We start from the raw sequence: 13862 nt of genomic DNA, 5'->3' as shown, positions 1-13862 counted from the left end.
ACACCCTCCTTGTCTGAAATAGTACGTGTTATAAAGGTCAAAAAAGACGCGAAGCGTCTTATTTGTTGGTGGAATCCTTAATCAGGTCCAGCGCCTTGCGCAGCCGGACGTCGTAGGAGATCGAAGACGCCGGAATCAGTTCCTTGACCTTCTCTTTTTCCATATTGTACTGAGAGGCGATCAGGCCGTATTCCGTATCGATATCTTCCTCGCCGACTTCCAGGTTTTCCTGCGTCGCGATCGCGTCCAGAACTAAGCGCAGCTTAACTTTGCTTTCAGCGTCCTTCGCCATCTGTTCGCGCAGCGTTTCCTCGCTCTGCCCGGTGATCTGGAAAAACTGCGTTAAGGAAATACCCTGCTGCTGCAGACGGTTGGCATAATCCTGAATCATATCGTCCGTTTCATTCTTGATCATGACTTCCGGAATTTCCACTTCGCAGGCGTCAACGACCGTGCTGATCAGCTTGTTGGTCGCTTCGTTTTCCGCGTTCTGCTGCTTCTGTTCTTCCTGGTTCTTGCGGATCAGCGCTTTTAAGTCGTCCATGGTTTCCACATCCGGAGCGTTGACGTCCTTCGCGAGATCGTCGTTCAGCTCCGGCAGCACCTTCGCTTTAATTTCGTGAACCGTAACCTTGAAGACAACCGGCTGACCGGCCAGTTCAGCGGCCTGATAGTTTTCCGGGAACGTGACGTTGATGTCCTTCGTTTCTTCCTTCTTCATGCCGATGACCTGTTCCTCAAAGCCCGGGATGAAGCTGTTGGAACCGATCTCCAGCGGATAGTTTTCACCCTTTCCGCCTTCGAACGCAACGCCGTCCTTGAAACCTTCAAAGTCGATGACCGCGGTATCGCCGTTTTCAACTTCGCCGTCTTCCTTCACTTCCAGCTCGGCGAAGTTTTCCTGGATCCGCTTCAGTTCCGCTTCGACTTCTTCCTCGCTGACCGAAGTTTCTTCTACTTCGTAAGCCAGACCCTTGTATTCGCCCAGCTTAACTTCCGGCTTGATCGCGAACGTAAAGCTCATCGTCGCGGCTTCTTCGCTGATTTCTTCAACGTTCAGCTCCGGCCGGGAGATCGGCCACAGGCTGTGTTCTTCGATCCCCGCATCCAGCAGATCCTGCGCGCAATGCTCAACGGCTTCCAGCATAATCTTCTGGGCCGGAACATATTTCTTCGCCATGGCGGCTGGAACGGAACCCTTTCTGAAACCCGGGATTTCCAGTTCTTTCGCTAATTTATTAAAAGCTTTTGTCTGAGCCGTTTTCCAGTTTTCACCCTCAATGGTGACTTTCAGTTCGCCTGTTGATTTTTCTTTTAGTGTCCAAGTTGACATAAACTTCTTTGTCCTCCTTATGTCTAGCCTTCCTATTATAACAAATGTTATCTGAATTTCAAATAAATTGGCTTTTTAAATCGAATAAATTGACATTTTCAAGCTGATGCTGGGACGCGAACTGATGCCAGCCTTCCTCATCCTGCATACTGCAGTATACGAGATGAACGCAGCTGGACGCAAGCGATATGCCCTCCGCTTCCTCAAAGCCCAGCGGCAGCGCCAGATACGCTTCGCGGATCAGCACCTGCTCGCACAGATTAAATAAGGATGGGTTCTCGTTTTCCAGCCATTCGCGGATCAAAGCACGGGCCTGAAGAAAGCCGTCGCTTTCCGCCGCCCCTTCCTGGTAGCGGGGAATAAACGTGTAGCAAAGCCCGTCCCGGTTCAACGTCAGCTCCTCGCCGATCTGTTGGTCGATCAGCGAATCGATCAGCAGCGCCGAAGCAAGTGGATCGGGATCCGTTTCCAGATAGGCGCGGATCAAATCCAGAAAGGAGCGCAAATTCATCCCATGCAGCGCATCGACCGCCTGCAGCTGATGTTCGCGATCTCCTTTCAAGCCTTCCTCAATCTCCTCCAGACTCATCACCCCAACGCCTGGTTTGCGGTTTTCCGCCGCGATCAAGCGCAGCTGCCGGTCAAAATCCTGCAGCGCCGGCAGCACGTCGGAAGGCACATAGGGCATCGCCAGCTCCGTATCCACTTTCGTCCGGGCTTCCGGAATACGGCCCTGGCGGATCAGCTGTGCGATTTCTTCAAGACATTCCGCATAAAATCCTGAACTCATCGTCATCACTCCTTGTTCAAAAATAAAAGAAGGAATCCTTCTTTTAGCTGATTCTTATTATAGCACACCCCGCTTGCAGCGGCATGTTTTTTGCCTGTGATCGTACAAAAAAATCCTTCAATGAAGGACTTTTGGTTTTTCAAAGTGGCGTCCCGGAAGGGACTCGAACCCCTGACCGTGCGCTTAGAAGGCGCATGCTCTATCCAGCTGAGCTACCGGGACATTGTTTTCTACCTCGTTTTGAACGCTCAATCATAATATCAAAAACCATCGAAGAATGCAAGCGATTTTGGCATATTTTGTTACCGCCGCCTAGACTTGAGGGCTGCGAAACAGGAACAACTGAGTGCCTTGGCGCAAAGAGAGAACCTTTGAATCTTTTTATGATCTTTCCTGACTTCCGTGAAAAGAACGCGAAGAACGGGTATGGCCGTCCGCTGTCTGAACACAGTTTAAAGAACACCCACTTTCATCGCTGGCGAAATCGCTGACAAAACGAACCGGCAGGCTCCCGGCCGCTCCGGCTCCTCGTCGTTGATCAGTGAAAAGTAAAAGTTGAAAATCAGCGCTCGTTGGTGATTTTCAACTTCTTCCCTGTACACTTATGAGCCTTCAGTCCCGCGGCCGCGTCCAGTTGACGCGTTCGATACTGACGTCGTTCCCGTCGATCGTAATCACCGCGTAACACGGCGGCGTGCCGTCGCGGTTGCGGGACAGCGCACCCGGATTCACAAGAATTACGCCGTCGCGCTGCTGGCTGGAAAAGATATGCGTGTGGCCGTAAAACACAAAGTCGCAGCCCTGCCGCCGCGCTTTGCTGACCAACATGTCAAGCTGTCCCATATACAGATGATGATGACCATGGACAATCATCATGCGATGATTCTCCAGCTCTAAAATTTTCATCTCCGGATATTCATAATAAAAATCATTGTTGCCCCTGACACAAACATACCCCTGTAAAAACTGCGGCGGCAGTTCGCTGTCCCCGCAATGGATAAACACATCCGCATCCCGATGAAGCTCTAAAATCTGCTCCAGCGGTTCAGTCCGACCGTGGTTATCGCTCACCACTACTATCTTCATTTTACCACCTGTACTTATAATATCAGATTTGCCGCCTTCCTTAAAGCAATATTTGATTGAGAATTAAGGAATTCAGATCAATCGGATCATCATTGACACCGCTGAGATTGACCGTGACGCCGTCGACCTGCAGCTGAACCTGGCTGACGCCCAGCGAGCTTTGGATGCTCAGAAGCAGACTGGTAACCAATTCCTCGTTGACCTTCTTTTCCTCATCCAGGATCTCGCCGCTGACATTGATCGTCAACAGCCCCTCATCCAGCGCACAGTCCAGCACTGTTAACGGTGTTTCGGCTAACGGCTGCTTCAGCTGACTGAACACGCTGATATCCGACAAAATCGAAGACAGCTTATCCTGCAGACTCGTCTGATTGCTGATGCGCAGCGTTTTCGGTACGTAGACGCTGGAACCGTTTTTCTGGCGCGTATAGAATACCGTCAATGAATGACTGTCGTGCAGACGATTGACCGTATTCTCAAAATTATTAATTCCGATCTGGCGGTTTAACGGCAGCGGCACCGGCGTTGACAGCTGCGGCATGTGCGTCAGCGGTTCACCGGCTAAATAAAGCAGGACCTCGCTGACTTCGTCAAACTGCGTGACCGCCCAGGTCAGTCCTTCCAATAACCGCATTTCCGTCTTGGGATCATAATTGCGGAAATTTTCCGGAAAGTAAAGCGAAAGCTGGCTGCCCTGCAGCGTACAGTTTTCCAGCTGCGCGTTGTTTGGCAAAAGCCCGCGCACTCCCTGTACCGGTTCGTTGCCGATCGTCATTAAGCGCAGGACTTCGGCGACTCTCTGATTTAAATCCAGCCCTTCCTCAATCCCCAGCGTATAGGGAATCAGCGTCGCGTCTTCATCCAATAAGTAGACTTGAACCATATCCCCGCCGCCGCTGGATCCGCTGACGGTCTGGACCGGCTGCGAACGGGAAGGCCACAGCACGGTGGTGAGGTAAGCGGCCAAGGCGACCGCGCCGAACATCAGAGCCGCGCCCTGCTTCAAAGTTTCAGGTTTGATTTTCATGAACATCCCCTCCTGTCACAGTCTATGCGCCAATGACGCAGGAAATGATGCCGCAGGGTCGTTGAATTTTCAGATTGGAAATCAAGCGAGCTTTTGTTTTCGACAAAAAAAGAACGGGTTCTCCCATCCTTTTCCAGTGTTATTCTATGAATCAGGGCATCGTTGGATTCTTTCGATCCATCCTACACGATCCCCCGCTCAAACTTCGATCTGAATTTGTTCGCAGGGAACATCCCAGTTCATCAATCCACGCAGCTGCCGGGCTAACAGTTCAACGCTGCCAGTCGTCGCGATCCGCAGCGTGCCCTGCCCGGGTTGGGCCGGGGCCTCGAGCGCGATGCTTTCTGAATCAATCAAAGGGATTCCCAGCACCTTCGCAAATTGATCGCGCGCAAACGGAAAATGCGTGCACGCCAGAACCGCAAGGTCAAAGCCATTCTGGTATGCGTTCAGTTCGCCCTTCAGATACGTTTCAATTTCCTGCTTCGGACAGAGATGCTCGATCATAAACGCCAGGCAGCTTAAGCCGACTTCTTTAACCTCCGCCTGCGGAAGCTGACGCGCTAAAACCTGCTGGTAGCGATGCGACTGGGCCGTAAACGGCGTCGCCAGCACGAGAATCTTCGCAGTCGAAGCCGGAATTTGTTCACATGTCTTGGAGATAATCTCCACGATCTGCGCCTGTCCGCGATAACGGCGGGCGATGCCGGTCGCGCTGGCTGTGTTGCATGCGACCACAATCCGGTCGGCGCCCTGTTTTTCCAGCCAGTTCAGATTCAGCTGCAATAAATCCAGTAGTGTATCACGGTCCAGCGAACCGTACGGGACATGCGCCTGATCCGCCAGGTAAACAAAATCTTCCTGCGGCCACCGTTGGCGAAGCTTATCCAATAACCGCAGCCCGCCAATTCCTGAATCAAAAACGCCGATCATTCTGTGCCTTCTTTCAATGTGTGATGTTCCTCAACCAGCTGCCGGGCCAGCGCCGGGCCGACATACCGGTAGTGTTCCGGCCGGGCCAGTTTGTTGGTTTCCGTGACCTTGTCTTCCGTATAGGACTGGACAAAGCCGAACCGCCAGGCGTTTTCCTGCAGCCATTGAGACTGCGGAGTCGTGCTGAAATCTTCCGACTGCTTGCCTGTTGCGGCAAAATCGACAGCCAGACCGAGCTGATGCTCGCTGTGGCCGGGATAATCAACATACAGAATCGCCGAGGAACCGTACTGTTCCTTCGCCTGCTTATACAATTCTTCCTGTTTGGGATAACTGACGTACCCTTCGGTAACGATCAGCCCGCCGCAGGCCCGCGTGCTGACCTCCGCCTCTGCCGCTTCGCACAGCTGCCGCAGCGGCTGCTGAAGCCGCGCATCTACCAGAATCGGCTTTTCCTCGCCGTTAACCTCGACAGTCAGCTGCGGGATGTCCGTCAACGCTTCCAAATGCAGCGGCACATGCGTGGCGATCGTGTGATCATCGTCCACCAGCGTATCCAGCGCGGAGGGATCGAGCACCAGCGTGGCGTTGCGGTAATACGGATCGCCGCGATCCAGCCAGTCCTTGACTTCCTCGTAGCTGTAAGCCAACATCAGCTGCGCCAGATCCTGCACTGCGATCTGATCGCGCGTTTCCTCTACCATCTTGACGATGAGGGCCGGCGCGTAATTGCGGTAGGAGAACGCCTCCTCCATGTAGTTGTATTCCGGGGCATGATAAACGCTGAACCGCTCCGCCTGGATATACGGTACAAACGTCGAAGGCGCAATCGAATATTCGATGATATACTCGATGTCCTCATCGCTTAAGTATTCGTCGATCAGCGCGCGGCTTTTCGGATCCTGATACGGATAGCGGGAAAGCCGGTCGTAGCGGATATTCATCACGATTAAACACCCGGCGCATAACGCGGCAACCGCCGCGACAAAAAGCAAGCGTTTGATTTTCAAAAAAACCACCTCATGTCTTAGTATAACATAAATCGAAAAGAATAGCCCCCTCTTGGGGGCTAGATTTCAATTTCGCGGCATCGGATCAGCTCCACCACGGCCTGCGCCCGCCCTTTGACGGCAAGCTTCAGGATCACGTTGGAGATGTGGTTGCGGACGGTTTTCTCACTGATGTTCAGCTGTTCACTGATCTCTTTCGTATCGTAATTGCTGACCAACAGATCAAAGACTTCCTTCTCCCGCCGGGTCAGAATCTTTTTCATCGCTGTCCTCCTCTTGGTTTCTAAACCATAGTATGCAGGACAACGGGGTTAAGGTTCCACATGCAGCGTATCAAAAATTCTTTCCGCGACTTCCTGCGGCACAACCTGGGCGATCTCCTCGATCGTCGCTTCTTTTAACCGCTTAAAACTCTTAAATGTGCTCATCAGCTTCTTCTTGCGGACTTCGCCGACCCCGTCGATTTCATCCAGAATCGACTTTGTCTGGGCTTTCTGGCGCAGCTTGCGGTGATAGCTGATCGCAAAGCGGTGGACTTCGTCCTGCATCCGCGTTAATAAGAAGAACAGCGGCGATCCCGGTTCGACGTCAACGATCTCCAGACGTTCGTTCATCAGGCTGGCCGTCTGATGCTTGTCGTTTTTCACCAGGCCGCAGATCGGGATATCCAGGTCAAGCGAACCGAGAATTTCCTTCGCCGCTTCAATCTGAGTCAGACCGCCGTCGACTAAAAGCAGGTCGGGGAACCGTCCGCCTTCGTTCAGCAGCCGGAAATAACGCCGATACAGCACTTCCTTCATCGAATCGACGTCGCTGTTTTCAGTATGCAGCTTAAACAGCCGGTAATCGTTTTTACAGGGCAAGCCGTCCTCAAACACGACCATGCCGGCAACGGTGAAGGCGCCGGAAATATGCGAGTTATCGAAAATCTCAATCCGGGACAAGCCGGGTATCCGCAGCTTTTGCGCCAGCTGCCGCATCGATTCCTCCGTCGTTTCATTCTGCCGCTCCATCACTTCAAATTTCTGAAGCAGGTTGGTCTTGGCGTTGTTGGACGCCATGTCCAGCAGCTTTTTGCGGTAGCCCTTGATCGGCTGAATCAGCTTGCAGGTGATGACCTCCTGCAGCGCTTCGATATCCAGCTCCAGCGGCACGATCACTTCCTGAGGCAGCGGATGGTTCTGATAATACTGCATTAAAAAGGAAATCAGTTCTTCCTCCGGATCGCCATACAGCGGCGTCAGCGACAGCTGGCGTTCCAGCAGCTTGCCGGAGCGGATGAAGAAGCCCTGGATCGCGAGGTAGCCCTTATCCGCGTAACAGGCGAACACGTCGCGGTCCTTGTTGTCCTCAACCTGAACCTGCTGCTTGTCGGTAATGTGCTCGATCGAAGTGATCAAATCACGATACTCGCGGGCTTTTTCAAACGCCAGTTCTTCTACCGCGGCGTTCATCTTGGTCTTGAGCTCGCTGACCAGATCCTTGACGTCCCCGCGCAGAAAGCGGGTGATTTTCTCGGAGATTTCCTTATAGATTTCCGGATCGACGTTCAGCTCGCAGGGCCCCAGACACTGTCCGATATGATAGTACAGGCACAGCTTCTTCGGCATTTTATCGCACTTGCGCAGCGGATAGAGCTGGTTGAGCAGCTTCATCGTCTGATGTGCCGCCGAAGCGTCCGGGAACGGACCGTAGTATTTCGCCTTGCGGTCTTTCTTGGCGTCGCGCACAACCCGCAGCGTCGGATAGGCTTCATGGGTCAGCTTGATATAGGGATAAGAGGAATCGTCCATGAACATGATGTTGTAGCGCGGACGATACTTCTTGATCAGATTGATTTCCAGCACCAGCGCTTCTTTCTCGCTGGAAGTGACAATGTAGTCGAAATCGACGATGTTGCTGACAAGCTTGGTCGTCTTGTAGTTGTGCGCGCCCACAAAATACTGGTTGACGCGGTTTTTCAGTTTCTTGGCCTTGCCGACATAGATGATCGTATCGTTTTTATCCTTCATCAGATAGCAGCCGGGCTCTAACGGCAGCGTCTGCAGCTTGGCCTTCAGTGCGGAGCTGATCATTTCGCTTTCCCCGTCTTCAGCGTGACGACGGTTGCCCCGGCGCCGCCTTCACCCGCGCCGCCGATCCGCCAGCTCTCGACGCGCTTGTCGCGGTTGAGCTTCTCCTGAACCGCTTTGCGCAGCACGCCGGTGCCCGCGCCGTGGATAATCCGGACGGAGCCGATCCGGGCGACAACGGCGTCATCGAGATATTTGTCGACGATTTCCAGCCCGTCCTGAACATGGCAGCCGATGATGTTGCATTCCAGATTCACAGTCTTCGCGCGCAGCGCCTTCATCGACATGCTGGAGGGCGCCGGCTTGTTTTTCCGCCGCTGGGTCGGCCGCATGTCTTCCAACTTTACGGTCGTGCGGATGCCGTTGAGATCGACGACAGCCTGATTGCGCTTCAGCTGCAGAATCTCGGCAATCTGACTGGATTTTTTCAATTCCACAAAGGCGCCGACCTGAAACTGCGGTTCCGGCTCATCGTTGGCTTCCTCTTCCAGCTGGGCTTCGCTTTTGCCCAGAGCGTTAAGCTGATGCTGCTTCTCGATGATCTCGTGCAGCTTCATCGTCTTTTGACTTTGACGCAATTCTTCCAACAGCGCTTCGCCTTCCGCCTTTACTTCTTCCAGCTGCTTCTGCGCCTGTTTTTCCGCCGCGTCGAGAATCCGCTGCTTTTCTTCGCTCAGCTTCTGCAGCTCGCGCTCCAAATGCTGCCGCTGCTGCTCCGTCTGCGCGATCAGCGCTTCTTGTTTTTCCTTCAATTGTTGATTTTCCAGAATCTGGGCTTCCAGCTTCTCGATCAGCTCATCCTCCTGGGAACGCTGCTGGCGCTTTAAAAACTCCGCTTCGCGGATAATCTTCTCTTTCAAACCGAACCGCCGGGCGATTTCAAAGGCGTTCGACTGACCGCTCAGACCTTCGATAAAATGATAGGTCGGCATCATCTTCTCCACGTCGAACTGTACCGACGCGACCAGAATGTCCTCATGCCGCTTGCCATAAAGCTTTAAGCGTCCATAATGGGTAGTGACAACGCTTAAGCAGCCCTTCTCGCGCAGATCGTTCAGCACGGCAATCGCCAGGCTTTCGCCTTCCTTCGGATCGGTGCCGGAGCCTAATTCGTCCAGCAGAACCAACGATTTTTTCGTTGCGTGCTGAGTCACGTCGGCCAGCTTCGCCAGGTGCGCGGAAAACGTCGACAGCGACTGCACGATCGACTGATCATCGCCGATATCGACAAACACCTGATCGAACAGCGGGATTTCCGCATCCTCGCAGCATACCGGAATGCCGCAGTAGCTCATTAACACAAACAGCCCGATAATCTTTAACGAAACGGTTTTACCGCCGGTATTCGGGCCGGTGATCATCAGCATTTTCTGCGGTTCGATAATCCGATACGTGTTGGCAACAACCGTCTTCGGATCGATCAGCGGATGACGGGCCTGATTCAGAACCAGCGTCCACCCTTCTGACAGCTTCGCGACGACGCCGTTATGACGCTGACCCCACTGAGCCTTGGCGAACAGCGCGTCCAGAATCGCCAGCGTTTCCAGGTTGGCCAGATATGGTTCGGCAACGCTTTTTAACAAACGGCTGCATTCGACGAGAATCCGGTCGATCTCATCCTGTTCGCGGGAGATCAGCGTCTGCTTGCGGTTATTCAGCTCGATCAGACAGCCCGGTTCGACATACGCTGTCGCGCCCGAGGCGCTCTCGCCGTGGACAAACCCGCCCAGACTGTTTTTCTCCGAAATTTTTGCCAGGACCACGATCCGGCCGTTGCGGGTCGTCGTGATCGAATCCGTCAACAGACTTGCATGCGACTGAACGAAGCGCTGGCTTTCCCGCACCAGCTCGGCTTCCGTCTGATGCAGACTGCGGCGGATCTGCTTCAGCTCCGGCGACGCGCTGTCGAGCACTTCGCCATAGGGCGTAAAGCAGCGTTCCAGCTGCTCGGCGACTTCCAGATGCGGCTCCATGGTATCCGCCAGCTCATGGATTTCCTTGCAGGGCAGCTCCACGGATTTCAGATACCCCTGCGCGCCGCTGACACCGCGGGCATGATCGGCCGCCTGAATGAGTTCCTGAGGCGTACAGACGCCGTCCCGCAGCACCGTATGCAGAGACCGCGAAAGATCGCGGATTCCATAAAACGGCATCGGACCGAATTGAATTACAGCCTGCAGCGCTTCCGCGATCCGCCGGTTTTCCTTCGCAATGACCAATGGCGAAAAGCTTGGCTGCAGTTCCTCTATTTTTTGTTTTCCTAACGAAAAGGCGCAGAGCTGAGCGATTTGCTGTTTAATCAGCGCCAGCTCCAGGCCGTTGCTACTGTTCATCGTTATTCTCCTTTCAGTGAATTCAGTAAAGCTTGAAGATTTTGAAAGGTCAGCTGATTGTCGTTCAGCCAGTCTTTTATCAAGGTGCGGTCCTCGTCGGTCAGCTGATCCCAGCCGTCCACCAGCTTCTGCAGCTGGTTTTCATCCTGCGGCATTTCCAGCAGTTTTTCATTGATTACCGCCGCGGCCTTGCCGGGCATCGACAACAGCGTCGCGTCGATCACCTGCTGCCCGTTTTCAAAAAACGGAAGCATCAGCACGATCGAAAAGACAACCAGCCAGATCCCGGTATTGACCAACCCGAACAAACCGCCTAACAGCTGATTGGCCTGTTTGACCAGCGGGATTTTCCCCAGCATCTTCACCACCGGACGGACCAGCAGCAGAATCAGCTTGCAGATGATAAACACAGCGATAAACCAGACGATCTGATTCATCAAACCATACACCCAGGGCCCCAGCACCGTATCCCGCGCCGGATTCAGCGACGCTGGAACGATTGCCGCCCACTCCGCCAGCACCGGCGAGAACAGCCATGCGGCAAACAGCGACAAAAGCAAACCCACGCAGTCCATCAGCTGGATTAAAAAGCCCCGTTTTACCCCGATCAAAATCTGAATCGCCGCCAGGATCAGCACCGCGGCGTTAATTACCATATAAGTCTGGCTCTCAATTACCATTTTCCATCACTCCTACCTGAGGAACATGATACCGAAAAACAAGCGATTTTGCAAATCCTGTGTTATCATAAGTACCAGAGGTGAATCCATGAACACGATAACACTGCTGCTGACAAGCTCCCAGATCGAGCGTTTGTACGCCGCCTGGAGCGAGTTTGAAGTCAAAGCCCCGGCCTATGCGCGCTATCAGCTCAAGCCGGAAAACTGCACGATTACCGCTTACCAATCCAATAAAGTCGTCTTTCAGGGAAAGGATGCGATGATTTACGCCGCGCCGTTTCAGACCGAAGATCGGCTGGAAAATACCAACCTCAGCCAGGGAAAGTCTGATTTTCGACGCTTCGCCAAACAAACCCACGCCGGCAGCGACGAGGTTGGCACCGGTGACTACTTCGGTTCCGTCTGTGTTTGCGCCTGCGCTGTCGAGCAGCAGGATCTGGCATGGCTGCAGGAATTAAAAGTCAATGACTCCAAGCAGATCAACGACGAAGTGATTCTGCAGACCGCGCCGCTTTTAATGGAACGACTGGCGTATTCGTTGCTGATTCTGCCGCCGGTCAAATACAATCAGATCCATAGTCAGTGCAATATGAACCAGATCAAGGCGATCCTGCATAATCAGGCGTATGGGCATCTCAAGCGCAAGCGCGGGAGTCTGCCGCAGGCGGCGATCGTCGATCAGTTCACGCCGGAAGTCAACTATTATCGGTATTGTCAAGGGCAGAAAGAAGTCGTCCGCGGCCTGCATTTTGAAACCAAAGCGGAAAGTCATTATCCTGCCGTTGCCTGTGCTTCCATGATCGCCCGCTGCGCATTCCTCAAAGCCTGGGACGCGATGGAGAAACAATGGGATATGTCGTTTTCCAAAGGCGCCGGCAGCGTTGTCGATCAGGACGGCGCTGCCTTTGTCAAAAAACATGGTGAACAGCATCTAAAAGAAGTAGCGAAGCTGCATTTCAAAAATACGGAGAAAGTCGCCGATTTGTTATAAAGAAGAAAATCGCTGAAGCAGGAGAAATCCTGCTTTTTATCAGCTGCAATTGAAAAAGACCCGTTCCGGGTCTTCTCATGAAAATCAATTTGTACGTTCCCCTGCTGACTGCCTCTGAAAAATTCTAATTGATCATCCGATGTTCTTGATTGCAAAATACAGCGAACTAACCGTAACCCAGGTTACTGATTTTTTCACCTGATCCCCCTCGCTATTTTCAGTCGCTTGCAAGATGGGATTGCTCTGAGTCGTCCTCAGTTTGATTGAAAACGGAAACGATTTCTTTTTTTAACTGTTCCAGTTGTTGAAGATTGATTTTGGTGCAAAGCTGGATGAACTGATCATTACAATGATTTCTCAGCATTTCCTTTGCGGTTTCTAATCGTTGCTTTTCGATGCCTTGTTCAATACCTTCTGCCAAGCCTTCCCGTTTGCCTTCATAGCGCAGCTGCGCCATGTCCATCATCCGCCGGTTATGCTCAAACGCCGCATCCCGCATCGCTGGATCACTGCTCATTCGCTTCATTACGCTATCTGCCTCCTTAAAGATTTCCTGCCCGATCAAGGATTTAGATCTTCTAGTCCTTAAACTTCATTGGCTCAGCTTCTTCTTTTTAGTCGCTTGCAAGATGGGATTGCTCTGAATAGTCCTCAGTTTGATTGAAACCGGAAACGATTTCTTTCTTTAACTGCTCCAGTTGTTGAAGACTGATCTTGGTGCAGAGCTGGATGAGCTGATCATTACAATGATTTCTCAGCATTTCCCTTGCGGTTTCTAATCGTTGCTTTTCGACACCTTGTTCAATACCACGCTCAATGCCTTGTTCAATGCCTTCTGCTCGTCCTTCTTCCCGGCCTTCTGCCAAGCCTTCCCGTTTGCCCTCATAGCGCAGCTGCGCCATGTCCATCATCCGCCGGTTATGCTCAAACGCCGCATCCCGCATCGCCGGATCACTGCTCATTCGCTTCATTACCCTGTCCGCCTCCTTAAAGATTTCATCCTCTTCCACTAACCGGGCTGCCACCGAATCGCTGTGTTCCTCGTCATACCGTTCGAGAAACCAGCACCACTTTTCCGCCCGGCTCAGCTCTTCATAACTATGATTCATCTGAATTATCTTCTTCATCTCTATGATAACTACCGAGATCAGATTTGTCAAGATGTCATGATCCAGGATCTCCGCTAACTGATAGACATGAATCGCTTTCTCCGGCTGATCTGCCTTCGCCGGAAAGTCGAAGTCCAGCAGAAACAGCTGATCCACCGGCGTCAACGCGGTATACGCCAGGCCTTTGTTATCCGGCCGGTTGACAAGCGTCGCAGCGTAATAAGCGCTGCGGTTGGGAATCTCCATCTTGTTGGAGCCGCACTGCATCTCGAAATCGATCAGCCGATCCGGCGTTAAGCGGGCGCAGATATCCAGACGGATATCCTTGGCCTGGAAGCCTTCGGTCAACAGCTCCGTAGAAGTCAGATCGACCTTGTCCACGACATAATCCCGAATACTTTCGGTCAGATCCTTCACCAGCCGTTTTCCAATCTCCGGATCATAGGTCATCAGGGATTTGAACACAAAGTCATTCGTACAGCGCAGCTTGTAGTTGGA

13 protein-coding genes and 1 tRNA gene are annotated in these 13862 nt (G+C 52.7%); 1 reads left to right on the top strand and 13 read right to left on the bottom strand.

What is annotated here, in order from left to right; all coding sequences use genetic code 11:
- Positions 1–58: 58 nt before the first annotated feature.
- The 11 genes from tig to DWY25_RS10790 form a co-directional block, all read right to left on the bottom strand.
- Complete coding sequence (gene tig / locus DWY25_RS10840) at positions 59–1333, bottom strand: trigger factor (RefSeq protein ID WP_117895247.1); 1275 nt, start codon at positions 1331–1333, stop codon at positions 59–61.
- 58 nt (positions 1334–1391) lie between these two features.
- Entirely contained in the window at positions 1392–2123 is a 732-nt protein-coding gene (locus DWY25_RS10835; protein ID WP_117895246.1) for a hypothetical protein, read from the bottom strand.
- A gap of 145 nt (positions 2124–2268) precedes the next feature.
- A tRNA-Arg gene (locus tag DWY25_RS10830) sits at positions 2269–2345 on the bottom strand.
- Between the two features lie 390 nt (positions 2346–2735).
- The gene (locus DWY25_RS10825; RefSeq protein WP_006059184.1) at positions 2736–3209 is read right to left on the bottom strand and encodes a metallophosphoesterase family protein; all 474 of its coding nucleotides are present in this window, start codon (positions 3207–3209) and stop codon (positions 2736–2738) included.
- A gap of 40 nt (positions 3210–3249) precedes the next feature.
- Positions 3250–4236, bottom strand: coding sequence for a GerMN domain-containing protein (locus tag DWY25_RS10820; RefSeq protein ID WP_181981790.1), 987 nt, complete (start codon positions 4234–4236; stop codon positions 3250–3252).
- Between the two features lie 198 nt (positions 4237–4434).
- The gene (locus DWY25_RS10815) at positions 4435–5169 is read right to left on the bottom strand and encodes a glutamate racemase (protein WP_117895244.1); all 735 of its coding nucleotides are present in this window, start codon (positions 5167–5169) and stop codon (positions 4435–4437) included.
- On the bottom strand, positions 5166–6179 hold the full coding sequence (locus DWY25_RS10810) for a M15 family metallopeptidase (RefSeq protein WP_117895243.1): 1014 nt from the start codon (positions 6177–6179) through the stop codon (positions 5166–5168). Before DWY25_RS10810 ends, DWY25_RS10815 begins: the two co-directional genes overlap by 4 nt.
- Before the next feature lie 59 nt (positions 6180–6238).
- Entirely contained in the window at positions 6239–6442 is a 204-nt protein-coding gene (locus DWY25_RS10805) for a helix-turn-helix domain-containing protein (RefSeq protein ID WP_006059179.1), read from the bottom strand.
- Positions 6443–6490: 48 nt separating this feature from the next.
- Positions 6491–8254 (bottom strand): excinuclease ABC subunit UvrC, encoded by a 1764-nt coding sequence (gene uvrC, locus DWY25_RS10800; protein WP_117895242.1) that lies wholly within the window; start codon positions 8252–8254, stop codon positions 6491–6493.
- A complete protein-coding gene (locus DWY25_RS10795) occupies positions 8251–10584 on the bottom strand; it encodes an endonuclease MutS2 (RefSeq protein ID WP_117895241.1) in 2334 nt (777 codons plus the stop codon). The genes uvrC and DWY25_RS10795 overlap by 4 nt, the downstream gene beginning before the upstream one ends.
- Before the next feature lie 2 nt (positions 10585–10586).
- On the bottom strand, positions 10587–11264 hold the full coding sequence (locus DWY25_RS10790; protein WP_117895240.1) for a CvpA family protein: 678 nt from the start codon (positions 11262–11264) through the stop codon (positions 10587–10589).
- A gap of 88 nt (positions 11265–11352) precedes the next feature.
- Between DWY25_RS10790 and rnhC the strand changes: the two genes are divergently transcribed.
- On the top strand, positions 11353–12255 hold the full coding sequence (gene rnhC, locus DWY25_RS10785) for a ribonuclease HIII (protein WP_117895239.1): 903 nt from the start codon (positions 11353–11355) through the stop codon (positions 12253–12255).
- Positions 12256–12472: 217 nt separating this feature from the next.
- Here rnhC and DWY25_RS10780 read toward each other — a convergent pair whose 3' ends face one another.
- Together DWY25_RS10780 and DWY25_RS10775 are read right to left on the bottom strand one after the other, a co-directional pair.
- Positions 12473–12781: an RpnC/YadD family protein gene (locus DWY25_RS10780; protein ID WP_117895238.1), complete on the bottom strand. Its 309-nt coding sequence runs from the start codon at positions 12779–12781 to the stop codon at positions 12473–12475.
- 88 nt (positions 12782–12869) lie between these two features.
- On the bottom strand, positions 12870–13862 hold a 993-nt coding region (locus DWY25_RS10775; protein ID WP_117895237.1), incomplete at its 5' end, for an Rpn family recombination-promoting nuclease/putative transposase.

It is taken from the genome of Holdemania filiformis, assembly GCF_003459085.1.
Classification (GTDB): Bacteria; Bacillota_I; Bacilli_A; order Erysipelotrichales; family Erysipelotrichaceae; genus Holdemania; species Holdemania filiformis.
Note: the sequence above shows the minus strand (reverse complement) of the source record. Positions and strands in the feature narration are given on the sequence as shown.

What these genes read in the sequence shown, in the direction of transcription:
- DWY25_RS10790 (WP_117895240.1), bottom strand. Translation starts at nt 11,264, where the DNA reads ATGGTAATTGAGAGCCAGACTTATATGGTAATTAACGCCGCGGTGCTG.
- rnhC (WP_117895239.1), top strand. Translation starts at nt 11,353, where the DNA reads ATGAACACGATAACACTGCTGCTGACAAGCTCCCAGATCGAGCGTTTG.
- DWY25_RS10820 (WP_181981790.1), bottom strand. Translation starts at nt 4,236, where the DNA reads ATGAAAATCAAACCTGAAACTTTGAAGCAGGGCGCGGCTCTGATGTTC.
- tig (WP_117895247.1), bottom strand. Translation starts at nt 1,333, where the DNA reads ATGTCAACTTGGACACTAAAAGAAAAATCAACAGGCGAACTGAAAGTC.
- uvrC (WP_117895242.1), bottom strand. Translation starts at nt 8,254, where the DNA reads ATGATCAGCTCCGCACTGAAGGCCAAGCTGCAGACGCTGCCGTTAGAG.
- DWY25_RS10815 (WP_117895244.1), bottom strand. Translation starts at nt 5,169, where the DNA reads ATGATCGGCGTTTTTGATTCAGGAATTGGCGGGCTGCGGTTATTGGAT.
- DWY25_RS10805 (WP_006059179.1), bottom strand. Translation starts at nt 6,442, where the DNA reads ATGAAAAAGATTCTGACCCGGCGGGAGAAGGAAGTCTTTGATCTGTTG.
- DWY25_RS10825 (WP_006059184.1), bottom strand. Translation starts at nt 3,209, where the DNA reads ATGAAGATAGTAGTGGTGAGCGATAACCACGGTCGGACTGAACCGCTG.
- DWY25_RS10780 (WP_117895238.1), bottom strand. Translation starts at nt 12,781, where the DNA reads ATGAAGCGAATGAGCAGTGATCCAGCGATGCGGGATGCGGCGTTTGAG.
- DWY25_RS10795 (WP_117895241.1), bottom strand. Translation starts at nt 10,584, where the DNA reads ATGAACAGTAGCAACGGCCTGGAGCTGGCGCTGATTAAACAGCAAATC.
- DWY25_RS10835 (WP_117895246.1), bottom strand. Translation starts at nt 2,123, where the DNA reads ATGAGTTCAGGATTTTATGCGGAATGTCTTGAAGAAATCGCACAGCTG.